Origin of the sequence: Polaribacter filamentus, from assembly GCF_002943715.1 — a bacterium.
GTDB lineage: Bacteria > Bacteroidota > Bacteroidia > Flavobacteriales > Flavobacteriaceae > Polaribacter > Polaribacter filamentus.
Window position 1 is genome coordinate 2,862,917 of sequence record NZ_MQUA01000013.1, and the last position, 22,417, is coordinate 2,885,333.

Consider the following 22,417-nt stretch of genomic DNA (forward strand, 5'->3'; position numbering starts at 1 on the left):
AACCACTATTTGGATTAATAATTGATTATCAGATTGATATAAAAACACAATCTCATAAAGTCTAATCAGTAAATATATGAAATCTTATTGAGAGGCAAAACTTAAATTTTTGACAAAAAAAAACTCAAAATTGAGGTCTTTAAAATATTATATGAAAGTGCTATTTCTTAAACTTCAAAACTTCACTACGTCCTTTTTTAAAGATTTTATTACTTGCGTATTTTCCTTTGCGAAGTTCTTTTTGTTCATCATAAGTTAGATGAATAATTTCTTGACAAGCTGTAGAACAGGTGTTTTCCATTTTTTCGGAACATCCATCACATTGAATAAATAATAAATGACAGCCTTCGTTTGCGCAATTGGTATGTGTATTACAAGGTTTTCCACATTGATGACAATTAGAAAGCACATCTTCTGTAATTTTTTCTGCTCTTCTATGATCGAACACAAAATTCTTACCAATAAATTTATTTTCTACACCTTCTTCGTTTACTTGACGCGTGTATTCTATAATTCCGCCCTCTAATTGAAAAACATTTTTAAAACCTTTGTGCTTGTAGTATGCAGATGCTTTTTCGCAACGAATTCCGCCAGTACAATACATCAATAAATTTTTATCTTCTTTGTTATTTTTTAAATCTTCCTCAATAATAGCTAAAGAATCACGAAAAGTATCAACATCAGGCGTAATTGCACCGTAAAAATGACCAATTTCACTTTCATAATGATTTCGCATATCCACACAAATAGTATCAGGATTTGCTAACATTTCATTAAATTCTTTGGCATTTAAATGAACGCCTTTGTTGGTAACATCAAAAGTTTCATCATGTAAACCATCCGCAACAATTTTGTCTCTAACTTTTACTTTGAGTTTTAAAAACGACTTGTTATCGTGTTCTATAGCTACATTTAAACGAATATCTTTTAGAAAAGAAATGGTATCTAATTGATTTTTTAATGCGTAAAAATTTTCGGAAGGAACAGAAAGCTGCGCATTGATGCCTTCGTAAGAAACGTAAATTCTTCCTAAAACATCCAATGGATTCCATTCTAAGAACAACTTGTTTCTAAATAATTGTGGGTTTTCTATCTTGTAATATTGATAAAAAGAAATGGTGATGCGGTCTTTACCTGCTTCATCAATTAATGCAGCGCGTTCTATAGCGCTTAACTTATTGTACAGTTGCATGCTATACTAATTAGGTTTAACGATTTGTTTTATTGATTGCAAAGTTAGTTTTTTTGACTCAGATTTAACAGATTTTTCTGATAATTGCAGGCAAAAACGAAAAGCTAGTAAACAAGTCTAGCCCTGATTGAAGCATTTGTTTGAGCTATTTTTTGCTTTTTCAGCAAAAAAAGCGAGTGCGGAAAGCAGGAAATAGCTTCAAAAAAGTTTAATTCTAAACATCAAAAAAAAAATTGCTGAAATTTTAAACTTTGACTTATTTATAACATCTTAAGTAATTTATTTCGGTTCTTTTTTTAGCATCTTTGCACTTTAAATACATTTATAATGAAAATAGCTGTAGTTGGTGCAACCGGAATGGTAGGCACAGTAATGTTAAAAGTATTAGAAGAACGTAATTTACCGATAACAGAATTAATACCTGTTGCATCTGAGAGATCTGCTGGTAAAAAATTGACCTATAAAGGGAAAGAATATACCATTGTAACTTTAGAAGATGCTGTAAAGATGAAGCCAGATATAGCTTTATTTTCTGCTGGAGGTGATACTTCTTTAGAATGGGCGCCAAAATTTGCGGAAGTTGGCACAACGGTTATTGACAATTCTTCGGCTTGGAGAATGGATCCTACTAAAAAATTGGTGGTTCCAGAAATTAATGGTGATGTGTTAACTGCGGATGATAAAATTATTGCGAATCCTAATTGTTCAACGATTCAGTTAGTGATGGCTTTAGCGCCTTTGCACAAAAAATATAAAATGAAACGTGTGGTAATTTCTACCTATCAATCTGTTTCGGGAACTGGTGTAAAAGCGGTTCAACAATTAGAAAATGAAGAAGCTGGTATAATTGGCGAAATGGCGTATCATTATAAAATAGGAAGAAATGCAATTCCGCATTGTGATGTTTTTTTAGAAAACGGATACACAAAAGAGGAAATGAAATTGGTAAAAGAACCTAAGAAAATTTTACGTGATGACTCTTTTTCTGTAACTGCAACTGCGGTTAGAATCCCTACTGCTGGTGGACATTCTGAATCTGTAAATGTTCAGTTTCATAGTGATTTTGAGATTACAGAAGTTCGTAAAATATTAAACGAAACTCCGGGAATTATTGTGCAAGATGATTTAGCAAACAACATTTATCCGATGCCAATAAATGCGCATAATAAAGATGAAGTTTTTGTTGGTAGAATAAGAAGGGATGAATCTCAAGAAAATACCTTAAATTTGTGGATTGTTGCTGATAACTTGCGAAAAGGAGCAGCAACCAACACAGTTCAAATAGCCGAATATTTAATAGAAAATAATTTGGTGTAAAACATTCTTAATGGCAACATTTTACAAAGTAAAGATACAAGAAGTAAAACAAGAAACCGCAAGTGCGATTTCTGTTTTGTTTAACATACCTCCACATTTAAAATCAGAATTTAATTTTATTTCGGGGCAATATATAACAATACAACAAGAAATTAGAGGAGATGAAGTTAGAAGAGCCTACTCTATTTGTTCCACTCCACAAAGTGGCGAACTTAGAGTCGCTATTAAAGCAGTTGAAAAAGGAGTTTTTTCTTTTTACGCAAATTCTCATTTTAAAGTTGGTGATGAAATTGAAATTTCGATTCCGGAAGGACGCTTTTTACTCAACCCAGAAACGAACAAAAACTATATAGCTTTTGCTGCTGGCTCGGGAATTACACCAATTTTATCAATGGTGAAATCTGTTTTAGAAAATGAACCAACATCAAATTTTACCTTAATTTATGGTAATAAATCTATTGCGGATACTATTTTTTACACGCAATTAAATACGCTTAAAGAATCTTTTTCTGACAGATTTAAATTGCATTATATTTTAAGTAGAGAAAATGTAAAAAATGTTTTAAGAGGTAGAATTGACGAAAATGTGACCACCTATTTTGTAAAAAACATGTACAAGGAAACTACTTTTGACGCTGCTTTTTTATGCGGCCCAGAAGAAATGATTCAAGAAGTTTCTAAAACGTTAAAAAATCACAAAATAGACAAAGAAAATATTCATTCCGAATTGTTTATAGTTTCTGTAGACGAAGATGCAACATCAGCAATTAAAGAAGGAACCACAGAAATTACAGTTCTTTTAGATGATGAAGAAACGACATTTACAATGCAGCAAACAGACAGTATTTTAGCTGCTAGTTTGCGTAATGATTTGGATGCACCATACTCTTGTCAAGGCGGAGTTTGCAGTTCTTGTTTAGGTAAAGTTACAGAAGGAAAAGCAGTGATGGTTAAGAATTCTATTTTAACGGATAGTGAAGTTGAAGAAGGTTTAATTTTAACCTGTCAAGCATATCCAACAACATCAAAAATAACAATTGATTTTGATGACGTTTAAAACCGTTTAATTCTTGAATTGGGAAATTGTTTGATCTAGGTTTTAAACAAATTTACAAACAGTTTCTAAAAATACATTTCAATAAGAAAGGATGGTTTTTCCATCCTTTCTTTTTATCCTTTAATTAAAAAATAGTATTTTTAGCCAATGGATATTTACGATTTCAAAAACGCTATTCTTATTGGGTTTTTCATGGCTTTTATGATTGGCCCCGTTTTTTTTATGCTCATTCAAACTAGTATTTTAAAAGGTGCTAAAGCTGCAATTACTTTTGATTTAGGTGTTGTTTTAGGTGATATTTCTTTTATTTTAATTGCGTATTATGGCAGCAGATCCTTGCTAGAAAAAATTAAAGACGATCCAAGATTGTTTTTTATTGGTGGTTTGGTGATGATTATTTACGGTTTAATTACGTACCTTGATAAAGAAAGTAAAAAAGAAAGTTTAGCCTCTGTAAAAGACATTGAAGTTCCTAGTATCAAAAACAACTATTTAAAATTATTCTTAAAAGGATACTTTTTAAACTTTATAAATATTGGCGTTTTAGCTTTCTGGCTGGGAACTGTTTTATTAATTGGCCCCACGTTAAATATGAATCAGAATGCAATATTTAGTTATTTTGCAGTAATTATTTTAACGTATTTTGTAACTGATTTAGGTAAAATATTTTTAGCAAAACAGCTAAAAAATAAGATGACACCTATTTTAACCTACAGAATAAAAAGAATTATGGGCATTATTTTAGTCGTTTGTGGTGTTTTTCTAATCTTAAAAGGATTCATCCCAAATGAAAGAATTAATCAATTTATTCAATAAAAAAACCTTTCAAATTATACTATCTGAAAGGTCTTATCTGTATTTTAGAGTCTTTTTACTTTATTTCAAAAACATTGTTATCATCATCTACGTCTGCCATTAATTTAGACGTATCAATCGCTACCGATTTCACTGTTTTTACAGCGTTAAATGAATATGTTGGGTATGCCCAACCCCAATCTTTTAGAACTATTGCAGTTGTTGGTTTGCTGCCTCTCATCATTTCTAAAGGAATGTTATAGCTTTGTTTTGTACCATCAGTATAAGTAACTTCTACATCAATTGGCATTGGCATTTGCCCTATTCTTTCTAGGGTGATTTCATTTTCTTCAACCGATTTTATACCATAATCTATGGTATGGGTAGTTTGAGTCCATTCATTTAAATACCAACCTAAATCAATACCAGAAACTTTCTCCATGGTACGTTTTATATCATTTGGCGTTGGATGTTTAAAGCTAAAATCAATAAAATATTTTTTAATTCCTTTTGCAACATTTTCTGCCCCAATTACGTATTCTAATTGCGATAAGAAAATATTTCCTTTAGAATAACTAGCTGTGCTATATGCCCAATTTGTATTGTATCTGTCTGCATGAGTAGCTAATGATTCTTCATAACCTCTATTTACGATATTTTTATAACCTTTATAAGAACCTGAATGTGGATTTTCTTTACCTTCTTCTAAAATTTCATTCTCTGCCTTATTAGAAATATAAGAAGTAAAACCTTCATCCATCCAAGGATGAAAACTTTCGTTGGTGGCTAACAAAAATTGAAACCAAGTATGTGCCATTTCATGCGCAGTTACACCAAATAAACTACCATAACTTCTTTGACCAGTAATTAAAGTAGCCATTGCATATTCCATTCCACCATCTCCACCTTGTATTACAGAGTATTGTTTGTATGGATATTGCCCAACATGTTCACTAAAATATGTCATTAACTCAGCTGTTTTTGGTTGCAAGTCTTTCCAGTATTTTAAATATTTCTCATCTAACGTTTTCTTGTAATAGAAATGTAAATCAATGCCATTTTTCATTTTAAAAATGTCATGAATATACGCTGGATCTGCAGCCCACACAAAATCATGAACTCTAGGTGCTTTAAAGTGCCAAGTTAATTTATCGCCTTTTGGCAAATTTAATTCCTTGTTTTTATCTTCATAGCCATGTCCAATTTCTTGCGGATTTTGCAAATATCCTGTTCCACCAACAACGAAACTTTTATCAATATGAAGTGTTACATCAAAATCTCCCCAAACTCCCTGAAATTCTCTTGCAATGTAAGGTGGCGTTTGCCATCCTTGAAAATCATATTCTGCCATTTTTGGGTACCATTGCGCCATAGAAAATGCCACATCTTCTTTACTGTTTCTTCCCGATCTACGAATTTGAACAGGCACTTGCGCATCAAAATCCATATTAAAAGTTACGCTTTCGCCAGATTTAATTGGTTTATTTAAAGTAACTTCTAAAATTGTACCTACAGTTTCAAAAGTAACCGCTGCGCCGTTTTGTTTTAATGTATTCACTTTTATGTACCCAATTTCATTTGGCTTTAATTTACTAATTCTATCTCCAACTCTTCCATCTGGATCTGCAATATTTAAAGAGCGAACATCCATTTGAGAACCTGGTTGAAAGGCGTTAAAATACAAATGATAAAAAACTTTAGTTAATTCATCTGGTGAATTATTTGTGTAGACTAACTTTTGTTTTCCTTTATATTGATAGTTGTTTGCATCCATGTCAATATCCATAGTGTAAGCTACATGTTGCTGCCAATACGCTGGTATTACATTTGAATCACTTTGCATGTAGGTTAGTTTTTTTGTTTCACTGCAAGAAACAAGGACCATAAAAGCAAAAATTATTGATAAAAAAATTTCATAATTGATTATTTTTTAAATTGATTATTTACCGTTTACCATTTTGTCTGCCATTAATAAAGCATTGTAAGCATTTACAACTCTACCAGAAACTGATAAATCTGTAAACGGAACTTTTTCTCCTGTCGGATTTTCTCTACTTTGTGAACCTGGCTTAATAACATCAAAAGTAATTAAGGTTCCAGAATTCATTAAAATATGTTTTACTTGACTTGCTGTTAACTTTGGATAATAAGAACGGACTAACGCTGCAACGCCTGCTGTTGAAGGAGCAGCCATTGAAGTTCCGCTAAATTTCTGATATTCATTTTCTGGAGTTGTAGAATAAATTTGAACTCCTGGCGCAAAAACATCAACATTTATTTTTCCGTAATTAGAGAAATTGGCTGGTAAGTTTTCGTTGTAATATTCGCTCATTGCGCCGATTGTAATTACATTGTCTGAAATTTCAGTTTTTAAATCTTTAGAATCGTTAGGGAAAGTTAGTTCTTCATCAATATTTTTACCATCATTTCCTGCTGCATTTACAATTAAAACATCTTTAGAAGCTGCATATTTAATGGCATCCCAAACCCATTCTTTCTTAGGCGAATACCCTTTGCCAAAACTTGTGTTTAAGACTTTTGCGCCATTATCAACTGCATAACGAATTGCTAATGCAACATCTTTATCATACTCATCGCCGTCAGGAACTGCTCTTACTGCCATAATTTTTACATTATTTGCAACTCCGTTCATACCCACTTCATTGTTTCTAACTGCACCAATAATACCAGAAACATGAGAACCGTGAGCTTCAGATTTTATGGTATTACCTACTTTATTATCACCATAGATAGTAATTTCCATGGTGTTTTCATTATCACCTAAAACAGTTCTGTAATTATTTTGAGTTGCAGTAGCACTTAACAAACCATCCGCAGTTTCTACAAGACCTGTAAGTTCATCAATCGCTTGTTGCAAAGAACTTAATCCAAAACTATACATCTGGCCAGCAACTGCTGCACTTTGTGCAATGGTTTCTTCTGTTGATGTAATTGCTAAAACATCTTCTTTTGTATACGCTGTTTTATTTAAATGCGTTTTTATGGTTTTATCTGCGTTTGAAACCGCAGCTAACATTTGGCCATATCTTTCTTTATTCATTTCTGCTTCCTTAACCTTGATATCAAAAGCAGTTTTTGCTCTTTCTGCTGTTGCTGCATCTACAATTGACGGATTTGCAATAATACGACTCAACTCAGAATTCTCTATATAAATTGATCCCAAAAAGTTCCATCCATTGATGTCGTCAATAAAACCATTTTTATCGTCATCAATCCCGTTTCCTGCAATTTCTTTTGGGTTAATCCAGGCATTTGTAGTTAAATCCTCATGTGTTAAATCGGTTCCAGAATCGATGACACCAACAACAACAATTGTCCCCTTTTTTCCTGTTAAAAAAGCGTATGCTTTCTCTACGCTCATTCCCGGAATCGAATCTTTTAGTAAGTCTAGATGCTGCCAATTTTGACTTTCATCATCTGTTAATGGCATTTGTTTTGCGGTTGCAGAAATAGCGACTGTGGATCCTGTAGGAACAGAAATATTTGCAATGGATTTACACCCTGTAAATGCCAAAACTGCTAAAGCAGTATATAAAATTTGTTTTGTACTTTTCATTCTATTTAATTAAATATATCCGTAAATTTATAAGTTTCATTTAATCGCACCCCTTTTTCTGTGTGTTTTACAGTACAAATTTCGTTGTTTGCATCATGTTCTAAAAAAAGGTAGTAGTTATTATCTGCAGCTTCCTTTAAAAAAGCAGCTTTTTCGTTGATCGTTAACAAAGGTCTTGTGTCATAACCCATTACATAAGGCAACGGAATATGCCCAATTGTAGGCAACAAATCTGCCACAAAAACCAAGGTTTTATCTTGATATTCTATTTTTGGCAACATTTGTTTTTCTGTATGACCATCCATAAACAAAACATCAAAACCAACTTGATCTTTTGCGTTTCTATGGATAAAATTTAATTGTCCGTTTTCTTTTATAGGATTTATATTCTCTTTTAAAAACGAGGCTTTTTCTCTTGGATTTGGTTCCGTTGCCCATTTCCAATGGTTATCATTAGACCAAACTTTTGCGTTTTTAAAAGCCGGAATAAGCATATCATTTTTATCTCTTTGGATAACACCTCCGCAATGATCAAAATGCAAATGTGTTAAAAAAACATCTGTAATATCATCTCTATGAAAACCAAGTTTGGCAAGCGAAGCATCCAAAGAAAAACCACCAAATAAATAATAAAAACTAAAGAATTTATCGGATTGTTTTTCGCCCAAACCAGTGTCTACTAAAATTAACCGATTTCCATCTTCAACAAGCAAGCAACGCATACTCATTTCTATCAAGTTGTTAGAATCTGCAGGGTTCGTTTTTTGCCAAATTGATTTTGGTACAACTCCAAACATTGCACCCCCATCTAATTTAAAATTACCTGTTTCTATACGATATATCTTCATCTTAAAAATTTAAATCATTCATAATTATCTATAAAAATAATCAATTAACAATGTTTGAAAGCATCAAACTCAAATAGATTTTGATATTTACAAAGATGAAGAAAAAAAAGATGTTTTTTTGTTAAGAAAAATCTAAAGGTTTATCAGGTTATTACAGAATATAAGAGCCCTCGACGAAATAGACAAAAAAGAGACTTTCAAATGATGTGTTCAAAAAAGTGGGTAAAAATAAAAACCCTAATTTAATATAAATTAGGGTTTTTATTTTTGAGGTGTCTAGCGGATTCGAACCGCTGTAGATGGTTTTGCAAACCATTGCCTAGCCACTCGGCCAAGACACCTTTTAAATTTTAAAACAATATTCTAATACTTTAGACGCTGTTTTAAGGATTGCAAATTTACGCAAATTTACAACTATTGCAAGTGTTTTTTGCTTTTATCGTTTTTTTGTTAGAATTATAACAACTTCTTCTACGTTTCCGCCAATTGGTGGATTTATTTTTGCCACAGAAACTGTTGCTTTTTGAACCATTTTTAATTCTTTGAAAAAACGATTTAAAATTCTTTGTGCCACTTCTTCTAGCAGTTTAGAACGAATTGCCATTTCTTCCTTTACAATATGATTTAAATGGACATAATCTACTGTATCCGTCAAATCATCGGTTTTTGAAGATTTTCTTAAATTGGCTTTTACTTCGACATCAACCCTATATTCTGATCCTATTTTCTCTTCTTCCTCTAGACATCCATGGTTTGCATAGAGTTTTATATTATTTACTTGTATAATGCCCATTTAGTCTTCTTCATTTATACTATTCTCAACCTTTTCCCACATTTTATCAGAGTTTAATCTAAACGATCCTTTGTGCTCTAAATCCCATTGATTAGGTTCTATAATTGATAAAAATAATTCTTCTTTTTTATTTACATACAAATGATATGTTTCGCCTATAATTGGTTCAAAACCAAATTTAGCATTGTATAACATGTCATTATATTGAAATTTTCCATCAATAATTCGTACTCTTTTTTTACTTCGTCAAACTTACCTTTGAGTATTTTATTTACACGTCGTACACCATCTGCCGTCCAAGTAGCTGTATTTGTTGGCTTTATTACGGGTGAACTTGCGGATGTTCCGTAAGGTTTTAAAGCAGCATCGTATTTTTGCGTTTCTTCGTTAAAAACAACCAAATCTGGTTTTTTAGCATCGTCTTTCATATACTGCAAAAATACGATAAAAAACAATTATTAAATTCCATTTTAGAAAACTTTAACTGACAAGAATGTCCGCGTTAGTGATTGCAGTGGCATCCTTTTTAGTTGTTTTTTTTGAGCGAAGAAAAAAAAACTAAAAAGATAGAACGGAAAGCACGACCTGCAAGGGAACGCCCAAATTAAATAGTAACTTCTTTACTTAGGGTCTGTCACGAAATAACCTATACATCTATACTTGTTCTTTTGCTATTTTTCTTTGTTACAAAATATTCAAGTAACTACTGCTATTATCACATTTTGTGCCTTTAAAAACAACAAAATTACTTCGCATATTTTATACACTTTATTTCGCGACGGACCCTTACGGATGAAATATCGCTAAAAACCAAAATTATTAGGTGAAAAAATCAAAAACATTGCTAATTCCGCTTGTCTTAGTCTTATAAAACTCTGTGTATGTGCAACGTTTGCAAGTTACACTCGTATATTTTTGATTTTGAATATCGAAGATTTTTGAGAAAAATCCTCCTGTTGCTCTTAATTCTCCAACTTTGTAGGTTTTATTCTCGCATTTTGGACAGGTGTAGTTTCGTATTTGATCGCTCATAGTTTATGGTGTTTGGTTATTAGATGGTTAATTTACGAATTTGTTACAAATTGAAGAAGGTGACTGCATAAAAATATGTAATTTTGCACCTTAATTTTTTCGTATAAAATGATGTCTGAAGAGAAGAAATCGCTCAATTTTTTAGAGCAAATTATTGAAGAGGATTTGGCAAACGGAATGCCAAAAGAGAATTTACGTTTTCGTTTTCCACCAGAACCAAATGGATATTTGCACATTGGTCATACAAAAGCAATTGGAATTAGTTTTGGTTTGGGTTTAAAATATAATGCGCCTGTAAACTTGCGTTTTGATGATACAAACCCTGCAAAAGAAGAACAAGAATATGTAGATGCCATTAAGAATGATATTTCTTGGCTTGGCTATTCTTGGGCAAATGAATGTTATTCTTCAGACTATTTTCAGCAATTGTTCGATTGGGCAATTTTGATGATCAAAGACGGAAAAGCGTATGTAGATTCTCAATCTTCGGAAGACATGCGTGCTCAAAAAGGAACGCCAACCGAAGCTGGATCAAACAGTCCTTTTAGAAATCGTTCTGTGGATGAAAACCTAGAATTATTTCAAGGGATGAAAGATGGAAAGTTTAAAGAAGGGGAACATACGTTGCGAGCAAAGATTGATATGAGCTCGCCAAATATGTTATTGCGTGATCCTTTAATGTATCGGGTAATGTTTAAAACGCATCACAGAACTGGCAACGATTGGTGCATTTACCCAATGTACGACTGGACGCATGGTGAAAGTGATTATATTGAACAAATTTCGCATTCTTTGTGTTCTTTAGAGTTTAAACCTCACAGAGAATTATACGACTGGTTTAAAGATAATGTGCACGATTATAGTAAAGCTGAATATCCTTTTGTGCCAAAACAACGTGAATTTTCTCGTTTGAATTTGAGTTACACAATTATGAGCAAACGTAAATTGTTAACTTTGGTAGAAAACGGAATTGTTTCTGGCTGGGACGACCCGAGAATGCCAACTATTTCTGGTTTACGAAGACGCGGTTATACACCCGAATCTATTAAAAACTTTATAGAAACTGTTGGAGTATCTAAACGTGAAAATAGTATTGATGTGGCGCTTTTAGAGTTTAAAATTCGTGAGGATTTAAACAAAACTGCACACAGAGTAATGGCCGTTTTAGATCCTGTAAAAGTGGTAATCACCAATTATCCTGAAGGAAAAGAAGAGTTTTTAACCGCTGAGTATAATGATTATGAAGATGGTTTTGGAAGCAGAGAAGTTCCTTTTTCTAGAGAAATCTATATAGAACGTGAAGATTTTAAAGAGCAAGCTAATAAAAAGTTCTTTAGATTAAAATTAGGTGGAGAAGTTCGTTTAAAAAATGCTTATTTCATTAAAGCAACTAGTTGTGACAAAGATGAAAACGGAGAAATTACGGTGATTTACTGCACGTATGATCCGTTAACAAAATCTGGAATGGACACCGAAGAAAGCAAACGAAAAGTAAAAGGCACTTTGCACTGGGTTTCTGTAAAACACGCTATAAAAGCAGAAGTAAGAGCTTATGATAGATTGTTTTTAGACGAAGCGCCAGATTCACATAAAGACAAAGATTATATGGAGTTTATCAATCCTAATTCTTTAGAAATCATTACTGCATTTGTAGAACCAAGTTTGCAATCTGCAAAAATTGGCGAACGTTTTCAGTTTCAACGTTTGGGATATTTTAATATTGATAATGATTCTACTACCACCAATTTAGTATTTAACAAAACTGTTGGATTGCGCGATTCTTGGGATGGGAAATAAGTTGGCAGTTTGCACTTTTGTGAATAAAAAGAAAATATGAAAGACGACGGTTTTAAAAATAAGACAACAGGTCAATTAAAGGCGAGTTTAAGAGCAATAAAAATGATTACAATTGCTTTAATTTCTGTCATCACTTTATTGTTATCAATGGCTATTTATGGAATGGTAACGAAAGAAGATACTGGAACTTCCGTCGCATTATTTGTAGTTGGTATTTCCTGCGGTGGCATACTTCCTTTGCAGTTTATGCTGATGAAAAGAATTAAAAGTGAATTAGCATCCAGATAATAAAACTTATAACAGATTGTCTCTATTTTCAGAAATGCAATTTTGTCTACAAAATAAATATTAATTTTAAAAACAGCACATCATGAAAAAAATAATCGTTTTAAGTTTATTGATTTTAGCTTCTTGTGGAAACAAAAATGAAATCAAACAAAATGCAGAAGTCTCTTGTGGACAATGTCAATTTGGATTAGATTCGGAAAATGGATGTAGTTTGGCTATTCAAATTGATGACAAAGCTTATTTTGTTGATGGTTTTGGTATTGATGATTTTGGCGATGCACATGAGGAGCATACCGGTTTTTGTGAGGTAATCAGAAAAGGCGAAATTTCAGGAAATATTAAAAACGGGCGATTTATTGCGAGTTCAATAAAGGTGATAGATTAGAATTTTTAAACCTAATTATTTCACAAATCTATAAGTAGCTTTTATTAAAAAAGTGTCTTCTAGTTTGTTACTTGTAATTTGATTTCTTAAACTATTTGTTAAAGAAGTTCTTGGATCATCAAAAGTAACACCTCCTCTGGCCCAAACAAAAAACAGCTCTGAGCCGGGAATATATTCCCATCTTGCAACTAAATTTGCACGCAATTGTACAAAAGAAAAATCTTGTTTGTTAAAAGTATAATCTATATTTCCATCTAAATTTACATCAACATTATAGATATCATTCGTTAAGGATATTTCATTTTGATTATACATAGAAACTCTTTCATTAAAACTTGATGCTGTTGAATTATTTACAACCTTAAAATCAGAATATCTTCCTCTAGAAATATATGGTTGACCATAAAGTTGAATAGAAAAATTTGGGTTTAAGCTATAGTTTAAGCGTAAAGTTGTCGATAAACTTTGATTATCAATTGTTCCTAAAACATACCGTTTTACAGAATTATAATCTGCTTCATCAACATATTGAGATTTGTCTATTACTTTTTCAAATTCAGTATTTAGAGATACACTAAGCGCATCAAATGGTTGATAATCCATTCTAAAAATATATTTCTTAAAATCTCTTACACTTTCTTTTGTTTTACTATCAACATAACCAAGTGTGAAACTCATTTTTTTACTTTTATCAGAACCAAAATAGAAGTAGACATAGTTCCTTTCTGGAGAACGCCAGCGTGGACCACCTCTAAGATAAGCGTTTTCATAATTAACAGGTTTATGGCCAAAACCTAATTCTGTCCACCAATTATTTATCCAATTTACTTTACCCTCTAATTTATACTCAGAGCTATTATGATTCCCATCAAAATCATAGGTTGAATTTTGTTCCAAACTCAAATCAATATCTCTATATATTTCAGTTGGAACCTGCCATAAATATTTTAAATTAAAAAACTGAATCATTTCATCTGTTTGACGTAAAAAACCAACGTCGTTTAACTCTAATTCTGGAGATCTCCAAATAAAACCACCATCATAACGCCAATTTCCTCCTCCTTGTTTCCCTATTTCAATTCTTCCCCCAGTACCAGTTAATGAAGTTTTATTGGGGTCTATGCTTACATGACCCGCATCAACTCTGCCAAAATTATGACGTAAAGTTTGTTGAGTTTCTGTAATAGCTTCTTTACTACCTAATACATGACTCAAAATTACATTTCCTTGAAAATAAAATTCTCTATTTTTCCAGTTATGTTGAAAATCTAACCCACCTGTATAAGCAGCTTTATGTAATTCTGAAAAATTACCATCTAAATTTCTGTTAGTAGCTGTAAAAATTCCGCCAATAAAAGAGTTTCTTTTATTAAAATCTTTTTGAGCTCTTGTTACTATAAAGTTGGTTAAAGGTTCTACAATTTCTTTTCTAGTTTTTCCATTTACTTCCCTTATTTCTGTATATTCATTTGAAGTTACACTCTCTAAAAGACCAATAGACCAACCATTTTGAGTTTTTCCAGAGAATTTTGCTGCGCCTAAAATTGTTGAATTTATGGGTTCTTTTGAATATTCGCCTGTTGATAAATTGGCTCTTCTGTGCGGATTTCTACCAATTCTTCTGCTGTAAAAAAGATTATCTCTTCCGTTAGCAAATTCAAAATCGAAGATGTTTTTATTTTCAACAAAAAACGGACGCTGTTCTTTAAAAAATATTTGAAATCCATCTAATGCAATTGCACCAGGGTCCGCTTCTACTTGTCCAAAATCTGGGTTAATTGTAAGGTCTAAAGTTAAATCGTTTGTAATTCCAATTTTTGCATCTAAACCTCCATTTATTTTAAAATCGCTTCCATCTCTAAAAGGATTGCCAGCTTCAGCCGGATAACGATCATACTGTAAAACAGTAAAAGGCTGAATTTCTAATTGCTTTTGAGGAACCAAATCTATTAGACCATGCAACTCACCAGCTTCGCTTATTGAACCAGATTGAGAGTTTGGGATTCTTTGCCAAAGCGATTTTTCTTGCAATCTAAAAATAGTGCGATTAATATTAAATCCCCAAATTTGTTCCTTAGCATTCCCAAATCGTAATTGGCTAAAGGGAATCTTCATTTCGGCAGTCCATCCTTTATCATCGACCTTCGCATCTGTATACCAAATAGGGTTCCAGCTATCATCCCAATTTTGGCCATTCTGCGTGACAATTTCCTCGCCTTTTACTCCTGCTGCTGTTGTGGTAAAAACAAAAGCAGTTCGTTTATCGTGATAACTATCAATACTTACATTTACTCTGTCACCTACAAAACCATCTCTTCTGCTTAATCTTTGTTGAATTAAACTAGGTTGATCATCTAAGGCTCTAATTGCTATATATAAATATTTTGAGTCATAAATGACCTTAAATAAGGTTTGAAATGCTGGAGGAGTTCCCTCATCTGGATCTTTTTCAGTAAAATCTGATGACCATTCAACTACATTCCAAGCTTCATCAAAAACATCACCATCAATAATTGGTGTTTTTGTTAGTTTTTTAGTTGTATAAATCCTTTTTGGAACTTTATTTTCTAAAACTTCTTGCGAAAAAGTTGATGTTGATAAAAAAAGAAAGACTAAAAAGAAGCTGAAGGCAAATTTCATGTTAAAATTTGTTTGAATTAAAAAAAGCGTTAGAATTGCTTTAAACTGGAAGGCAAATGTACCTCCCTAATTTCATAACATTATGTTAATTTATTTGAATATTTCCCTTTCGTAACATCTTGCAATTGTCATAAAAAAACTTTTTACAAAAATGTTTTTTTGAAAACAATAAAAACAAATTAAAAAATATTGCAATAATGAAATTACACGTGTAAAAAAAATCAAGATTCGTAAAAATTTTCTGTTTTAAAAATTATATACAATATCATATTGCTAGTGTTGTTGGATTAGTATACTTTTGCCCACCGAAATTGAGCACGATGTTTAAGAAGCATTTATTTGTATTTATTACTTTATTGCTGGTTTTAACAAACCTGAATGCGAACAATAACAATAAGTCATTTATATTTTCTACTCATTTTACTGAAGCATTAGTTCATTCCTCTCAAGATTTCATTCAACCTTTTTACAGTCCTTATCAAAAAGAAGGTAAAAAACTTCAATTTTCTGAAAATATAAATATTGAAAATACTGAAGAGAATGAAGAAGAAGTTTTTAGTCAAAAACATCCAAAACACAAAGATTCTATTTCATTTATTTCTCAATCATATTCATATAGAGATTGGTTATACATACCCAAAGGAAATAGACAACGCTTTAAAAATTACCTCAACAAAAACTCTTTACGACTACACGTTATATTTGAGGTTTTTATCATTTGATACTTCTTTAAAATTGGTTAGATTTTTATTTAACCTTTCTAATTGATTACATTTTAATTAACAAAATTCAAACAAAGAAATTGATTCCCAAAAACGGGTCAATTCTCTTATTTACTCACATTTAAAAATATTTTCTAATAAAATTATATTATGAGAAATAATCTCCTATTCGTCAGCTTAATAACTCTATCAATCCTTACAAGTTGCGACACAAAAAAAGAACATAAAGAAGAAATTATAAAATTTTTAGTTACAAATCCTATTAAAAAAGATACTTCAATTACAAAAGATTATGTGAGTCAAATTCATTCCATTCAACACATTGAGCTAAGAGCTATTGAAAGAGGATATTTGAAAACTGTTTTTGTAGATGAAGGACAAATTGTAAAACAAGGGCAAAAAATGTTTAAAATTATGCCAAATATTTACAAAGCAGATTTACAAAAAGCCACTGCTGAAGCTAAAATTGCTAAAATTGAATACCAAAATACCAAACTTTTAGAAGAAGGGAATGTAGTGTCAAAAAACGAATTAGCAAAAGCAAAAGCAACTTATGAAAAAGCACTTGCTGAGGTTTCCTTGGCAGAAACTCACTTGAGTTTTACAGATATAAAAGCGCCTTTTAGTGGAATTATGAACCATCTCCATGTAAGACAAGGTAGTCTTTTAGATGAAGGTGAATTATTAACAACCCTATCTGATAATAGTAAAATGTGGGTGTATTTTAATGTGCCTGAATCTGAATATTTAGACTACATAATGAGTAATGATAAAAACACTAAAAAAGCCGTAACGCTTTTAATGGCAAATAACAAAGCCTTTAATCAAAAAGGAATTGTTGAAATCATTGAAGGTGAATTTAATAACGAAACTGGAAACATTGCATTTAGAGCAACATTCCCAAATCCTGAAGGTGTTTTAAGACACGGTGAAACAGGCAGTATTTTAATGAAAGTTCCTTATAAAGACGCAATCATCATCCCTCAAAAAACAACTTTTGATATTCTTGACAAAAAATATGTTTTTGTGATTGATAAAAACAATACAGTTGTTCAAAGAGAAATTATTATTGAAGCAGAATTACCCCACTTATACCTTGTTAAAAAAGGACTTTCTGAAGGCGATAAAATATTGCTTGATGGGATAAGAATGGTAAAAAATAAAGAAAAAATTCATACAGAATATGTTGCTCCAGAATCGGTCTTATCAAGCTTAAATCTATATGCAGAATAACAACTCTAAAATCTAAAAAACATGTTTAGTAAATTTATAAAAAGACCCGTTCTAGCAATTGTTATTTCGGTTATTATAGTTTTTATTGGTAGTCTTGCAATTAAACAATTGCCTATTTCACAATTTCCCCAAATTGCGCCAACTACTGTAAATATATTTATTGCATATCCTGGTTCAAGTGCTGAGGTGTTAGTGAATTCAACGTTAATCCCCTAGAAACCGCTATAAATGGCGTGCAAGATATGCGTTATATAGCTTCGGATGCAACTAGTGCTGGAGAAGCAACTATTAGAATTATTTTCGAACCTGGTGTGGATCCAAATGAAGCTGTAGTTCGAGTAAAAACGCGTGTTGACCAAGTAATGCCTTTGTTACCAGAATTGGTTCAACGTGAAGGCGTTATCATTACTCCTGTTCAGCCAAGTATGTTAATGTATGTGAACCTGTCTAGTTCAGATAAAAATAATGATGAAAAATTTCTTTATAATTATGCGTACACCAAGGTTATTCCAGAAATACAACGTATAAATGGTATTGCAAGTGCACAAATTTTAGGAAGTCGTAAGTATGCCATGAGAGTTTGGTTAAAACCAGATCGTATGCGTGCCTATAATATTTCAGCAGAAGAAGTTTTAGAAGCTATGCAAGAACAAAGTGTTTTGGCAAGACCAGGCCGTTTGGGGCAAAGCTCAGGAATAACATCACAATCATTAGAGTATGTATTAACCTATCAAGACAGGTATAATGAACCTGAACAATATGAAGATATTATTATTCGCGCAAATAAAGAAGGTGAAATTATCAAACTTAAAGAAATTGCAGATGTAAAATTAGGCAGTGAATTTTTTGATATTTATTCAAATCTTGATGGGAAACCATCTGCTTCAATTGTATTAAAACAAACCTTTGGAAGCAATGGTAGTGATGTTATAAAAGAGGTAAAAGCAAAATTAGATGAGCTAAAAGTTGATTTACCTCCAAATATTGATTTTCAAATTAGTTATGATGTATCTAACTTTTTAGATGCTTCAATTGAGCAAGTTTTGCACACATTAAGAGATGCATTTATTTTAGTTGCTATTGTTGTTTTCTTGTTTTTAGGTGATTGGCGCTCTACGTTAATTCCAATTATTGCGGTTCCTGTTTCGCTTATTGGAGCTTTTTTTGTGATGCAACTATTTGGGTTGTCCATTAACTTAATCACCCTTTTTGCACTAGTATTGGCAATTGGTATTGTAGTTGATAATGCCATTGTTGTGGTAGAAGCTGTCCATGTTAAAATGGAAGAAGAAAACGTAACACCTTACCAAGCTTCGTATGCTGTTTTAGGAGAAATTGGCGGAGCCATTGTAGCAATTACATTGGTAATGGTTTCGGTTTTTATCCCTATTTCATTTATGACAGGTCCTGTTGGGGTTTTTTATCGTCAGTTTTCCATTACAATGGCTGGTTCTATTATCATATCAGCAATTGTAGCACTTACGTTGACTCCAGTTTTGTGTGCAATGATGCTAAAAAACAATCATGGCAAACCTAAGAAAAAGTCTTTAGTTGATAAATTTATCAGCTGGTTTAACAATGGTTTTGAAAAACTTACAGGAAAATACATCATCTTATTAAACAAAATTGTTGCTAGAAGAATTGTAACTTTTGGGATTTTAGTCATTTTTTGTGCAGGTATTTTTTTTACAAACAAAGTGTTACCTGCAGGTTTTATTCCAAATGAAGATCAAGGAATGATTTATGCAATTATTCAAACACCTCCAGGAGCAACCTTAGAGCGCACCAATGATGTTGCTGAAAAACTTCAAAAAATTTGTGAAGAAACTGAGGGTGTTGAATCTGTTTCGTCTTTAGCTGGTTACGAAATCATGACAGAAGGACGTGGTTCAAACGCTGGTACCTGTTTAATTAACTTACAACCTTGGTCTAAGCGAAGTCATTCAGTTCATGAAATAATGGAAGAATTGGAAGAAAAAACCAAAAATTTAGGCGCTATAATAGAATATTTTGAGCCGCCAGCAGTGCCTGGATTTGGTTCTTCAGGAGGATTTGCACTTCGTTTATTAGATAAAACAAACGCTACTGATTATCATCAATTTGAAAAAATAAATAATGATTTTATGGATGCTTTGTCAAAACGCGAAGAACTTTCTGGTTTATTTACCTTCTTTTCGGCAAATTACCCTCAATATGAGTTAAAAATCAATAATAAAATAGCGATGCAAAAAGGCGTTTCCATTGGAAAAGCTATGGAAAATCTCAATATTTTAATTGGTAGTACGTACGAGCAAGGATTTATTCGTTTTGGAAGATTCTTTAAAGTATATACTCAAGCAGCTCCTGAATACAGACGTTTACCATCAGATTTAGAAAAATTGTTTGTAAAAAATGAAACCGGTGAAATGGTGCCTTATTCTGCATTTATGAGTGTCGAAAAAAAATTAGGTCCAAATGAAATTACACGATATAATTTATACAATTCAGCATCAATAAGGGGATTGCCTTCAAAAAATTTCACGAGTGATGATGCCATAAAAGCCATCAAAGAAGTCGCAGCAAAAGAATTACCAAAAGGCTATGATATTGCTTGGGAAGGATTATCATTTGATGAAGCAAACAGAGGCAATGAATCTGTACTTATTTTTATAATTGTTTTAATATTCGTATACTTAGTTTTAGCGGCACAATATGAAAGTTTTTTATTGCCTCTTGCTGTAATTCTCTCGCTTCCTGTGGGCATTTATGGATCTTTTGCTCTCTTAAAAATAATGGGATTAGCAAACGATGTATATGCACAAATTGGAATTATTATGCTGGTAGGTCTATTAGGGAAAAATGCGGTATTAATTGTAGAGTTTGCTGTGCAAAAACAAAGGCAAGGAGCTACCGTTTTGGAAGCGGCTATTGAAGGCTCTAAAGCTAGATTTAGACCTATATTAATGACTTCTTTTGCCTTTATTGCAGGATTGATTCCATTGGTTTTTGCAACTGGAGCAGGTGCAATTGGCAACAGAACAATTGGAGGCTCTGCTATGGGAGGCATGCTTATTGGTACCATTTTCGGAGTTCTTGTCATCCCTGGTTTGTATTACATTTTTGCTAAAATGTCAGAAGGAAAAAATCTTATTAAAGACGAAGCTAGCGAGCCTATTTCAGAAGAAATGATGAGAATGTCTGAAAGCGAGCATTTAAGTAAAGAAAATGCTTCTAAAATTAGCGAACTTAAAAAACGTTTAAAAAATCTTACTAAAAGAAAAAAAGATGAAAAATAGCATCAATCAAAATAAAATATTTAAAAGAATATTTTTTGTAGTGAGCATTTCAGTAATTACATTTTATTCTTGTGCTCCAACTCAAAAAGGAATCATACAAGAAAACAAAAATGTTCCTGTTACTTTTAAAAATGAATCTTTAGATACCCTAAATACTGCAAAAATAAAATGGAAAGACTTTTTTTCTGATGAAAATTTAATTTCATTAATTGATACTGCTTTAAAAAACAATCAAGAGTTACGTATTATGTTACAGCAAATTGAAATGTCTAAAAATGAAATTAAAACCAGAAAAGGAGAATACTTGCCTTTTGTGAATTATTATGCAAGCGCAGATCTTGAAAAAGTTGGCAAACACACCAGAAATGGTTCTGTTGAAGAGCAACTTACCATTGATGGCGAGCATTTTCCTGAACCGTTAGCAAATTATTCTTTAGGACTTTCTGCTTCTTGGGAACTTGACGTTTGGGGAAAATTAAGAAATGGTAAAAAAGCAGCGGTTTTAGAATATTTATCTTCCATTGAAGGGAAAAATTTTATGGTGACCAATTTGGTTTCTGAAATTGCAAGTTCTTATTATGAATTGATGGCTTTAGACAATCAGTTAAACATTATTAATCAAAATTTAGAAATTCAGCAAAATGCCTTAAAAATGATGAAATTGCAAAAAGAAGCTGCAAGAGTAACTGAATTAGCGGTAAGAAGATTTGATGCAGAGGTATATAAAAACCAAAGCAGTCAATATGAAATTGAACAAAAAATAGTTGAAACTGAAAATAAGCTGAACTTTTTAATTGGGCGTTATCCTCAAAACATTAAAAGAAATTCTGATAATTTTATTGAAGAGAAAATCGCATTTCTTCACTCAGGAATTCCGTCTCAATTGTTAGAAAATCGTCCAGATATTAAACGAGCTGAATTTGAACTTTCTGCTGCTAAATTGAATACTAAAATTGCCAAAGCTAATTTCTATCCTTCTTTTGAGATAAAAGCAGGATTAGGTTTACAAGCTTTTAAACCACAATTTTTAACCAGCACACCAGAATCTTTCATATTTAGTTTAATTGACGATATTGTTGGTCCTTTAATTAATAAAAACGCCATTAAAGCAGCATATAACAATGCAAATAGTCAACAATTACAAGCAATTTATGAATATGAAAAAACCATTTTATATGCTTTTATTGAAGTTGAAAATCAGCTTTCTAATAGTAGTAATTTAAAGAAAAGTTATGATTTAAAGCAAAAACAAGTGCACGCATTAAAAGAATCTATTGACCTTTCTATTTTACTTTTTAAATCTGCCAGAGCAGAATATACTGAGGTATTACTGACACAAAGAGAAGCTCTAGACTCAAAAATAGAAATGGTTGAAACCAAAAAAGACCAATTTATAGCAAATGTTGCCATCTACAAATCGCTAGGTGGAGGCTGGGAATAAAATTTAATTAAGTATTTAAAAAGAC

At 31.9% G+C, this 22,417-nt stretch carries 16 protein-coding genes, 1 tRNA gene and 2 pseudogenes; 10 read left to right on the forward strand and 9 right to left on the reverse strand.

Features of this window, described 5'->3' with window-relative positions:
• Positions 1-160 precede the first annotated feature (160 nt).
• Positions 161-1,192, reverse strand: coding sequence for an oxygen-dependent tRNA uridine(34) hydroxylase TrhO (gene trhO / locus BST83_RS15100; protein WP_104810502.1), 1,032 nt, complete (start codon positions 1,190-1,192; stop codon positions 161-163).
• A 327-nt stretch (positions 1,193-1,519) separates the two neighbouring features.
• On the opposite strand from trhO, the gene BST83_RS15105 reads away from it, so the two are divergent.
• The 3 genes from BST83_RS15105 to BST83_RS15115 all read left to right on the forward strand — a co-directional run bounded on the left by BST83_RS15105 (position 1,520) and on the right by BST83_RS15115 (position 4,382).
• Entirely contained in the window at positions 1,520-2,509 is a 990-nt protein-coding gene (locus BST83_RS15105; protein ID WP_104810503.1) for an aspartate-semialdehyde dehydrogenase, read from the forward strand.
• Between the two features lie 10 nt (positions 2,510-2,519).
• On the forward strand, positions 2,520-3,566 hold the full coding sequence (locus BST83_RS15110; protein ID WP_104810504.1) for a ferredoxin--NADP reductase: 1,047 nt from the start codon (positions 2,520-2,522) through the stop codon (positions 3,564-3,566).
• A 147-nt stretch (positions 3,567-3,713) separates the two neighbouring features.
• Positions 3,714-4,382: a LysE family translocator gene (locus BST83_RS15115; protein WP_104810505.1), complete on the forward strand. Its 669-nt coding sequence runs from the start codon at positions 3,714-3,716 to the stop codon at positions 4,380-4,382.
• A gap of 55 nt (positions 4,383-4,437) precedes the next feature.
• Here the strand turns inward: BST83_RS15115 and BST83_RS15120 are convergent, their stop codons facing one another.
• The 7 genes and pseudogenes from BST83_RS15120 to BST83_RS15150 all read right to left on the reverse strand — a co-directional run bounded on the left by BST83_RS15120 (position 4,438) and on the right by BST83_RS15150 (position 10,611).
• The gene (locus tag BST83_RS15120; RefSeq protein ID WP_240614783.1) at positions 4,438-6,204 is read right to left on the reverse strand and encodes a M1 family metallopeptidase; all 1,767 of its coding nucleotides are present in this window, start codon (positions 6,202-6,204) and stop codon (positions 4,438-4,440) included.
• Between the two features lie 96 nt (positions 6,205-6,300).
• Positions 6,301-7,938 carry a S8 family peptidase gene (locus BST83_RS15125; RefSeq protein ID WP_104810507.1) on the reverse strand — a complete coding sequence of 546 codons (1,638 nt, stop codon included), beginning with the start codon at positions 7,936-7,938 and terminating at the stop codon, positions 6,301-6,303.
• Positions 7,939-7,943: 5 nt separating this feature from the next.
• On the reverse strand, positions 7,944-8,786 hold the full coding sequence (locus BST83_RS15130; protein ID WP_104810508.1) for an MBL fold metallo-hydrolase: 843 nt from the start codon (positions 8,784-8,786) through the stop codon (positions 7,944-7,946).
• A 270-nt stretch (positions 8,787-9,056) separates the two neighbouring features.
• A tRNA-Cys gene (locus BST83_RS15135) sits at positions 9,057-9,127 on the reverse strand.
• A 95-nt stretch (positions 9,128-9,222) separates the two neighbouring features.
• Positions 9,223-9,579, reverse strand: a complete 357-nt coding sequence (gene folB / locus BST83_RS15140; protein WP_104810509.1) for a dihydroneopterin aldolase — start codon at positions 9,577-9,579, stop codon at positions 9,223-9,225.
• A pseudogene (locus BST83_RS15145) lies at positions 9,580-10,007 on the reverse strand (DUF2452 domain-containing protein).
• Between the two features lie 391 nt (positions 10,008-10,398).
• Positions 10,399-10,611: a zinc ribbon domain-containing protein gene (locus BST83_RS15150; RefSeq protein ID WP_104810510.1), complete on the reverse strand. Its 213-nt coding sequence runs from the start codon at positions 10,609-10,611 to the stop codon at positions 10,399-10,401.
• A 111-nt stretch (positions 10,612-10,722) separates the two neighbouring features.
• Between BST83_RS15150 and BST83_RS15155 the strand changes: the two genes are divergently transcribed.
• From BST83_RS15155 to BST83_RS15165, 3 genes are all read left to right on the forward strand, one after another.
• On the forward strand, positions 10,723-12,408 hold the full coding sequence (locus tag BST83_RS15155; RefSeq protein ID WP_104810511.1) for a glutamine--tRNA ligase/YqeY domain fusion protein: 1,686 nt from the start codon (positions 10,723-10,725) through the stop codon (positions 12,406-12,408).
• Between the two features lie 36 nt (positions 12,409-12,444).
• On the forward strand, positions 12,445-12,696 hold the full coding sequence (locus BST83_RS15160; RefSeq protein ID WP_104810512.1) for a hypothetical protein: 252 nt from the start codon (positions 12,445-12,447) through the stop codon (positions 12,694-12,696).
• A gap of 82 nt (positions 12,697-12,778) precedes the next feature.
• Positions 12,779-13,081: a DUF6370 family protein gene (locus tag BST83_RS15165; RefSeq protein ID WP_104810513.1), complete on the forward strand. Its 303-nt coding sequence runs from the start codon at positions 12,779-12,781 to the stop codon at positions 13,079-13,081.
• A 15-nt stretch (positions 13,082-13,096) separates the two neighbouring features.
• Here the strand turns inward: BST83_RS15165 and BST83_RS15170 are convergent, their stop codons facing one another.
• Positions 13,097-15,721: a DUF5916 domain-containing protein gene (locus BST83_RS15170; RefSeq protein ID WP_104810514.1), complete on the reverse strand. Its 2,625-nt coding sequence runs from the start codon at positions 15,719-15,721 to the stop codon at positions 13,097-13,099.
• Between the two features lie 320 nt (positions 15,722-16,041).
• Between BST83_RS15170 and BST83_RS15175 the strand changes: the two genes are divergently transcribed.
• The 4 genes and pseudogenes from BST83_RS15175 (at position 16,042) to BST83_RS15190 (ending at position 22,392) form a co-directional block, all read left to right on the forward strand.
• Positions 16,042-16,443, forward strand: coding sequence for a hypothetical protein (locus tag BST83_RS15175; protein ID WP_104810515.1), 402 nt, complete (start codon positions 16,042-16,044; stop codon positions 16,441-16,443).
• Between the two features lie 150 nt (positions 16,444-16,593).
• A complete protein-coding gene (locus BST83_RS15180; RefSeq protein ID WP_104810516.1) occupies positions 16,594-17,676 on the forward strand; it encodes an efflux RND transporter periplasmic adaptor subunit in 1,083 nt (360 codons plus the stop codon).
• Positions 17,677-17,697: 21 nt separating this feature from the next.
• Positions 17,698-20,951, forward strand: a pseudogene (locus BST83_RS15185) (efflux RND transporter permease subunit).
• Positions 20,941-22,392 carry a TolC family protein gene (locus tag BST83_RS15190; protein ID WP_104810517.1) on the forward strand — a complete coding sequence of 484 codons (1,452 nt, stop codon included), beginning with the start codon at positions 20,941-20,943 and terminating at the stop codon, positions 22,390-22,392. Before BST83_RS15185 ends, BST83_RS15190 begins: the two are co-directional and overlap by 11 nt.
• The last annotated feature ends 25 nt before the right edge of the window (positions 22,393-22,417 follow it).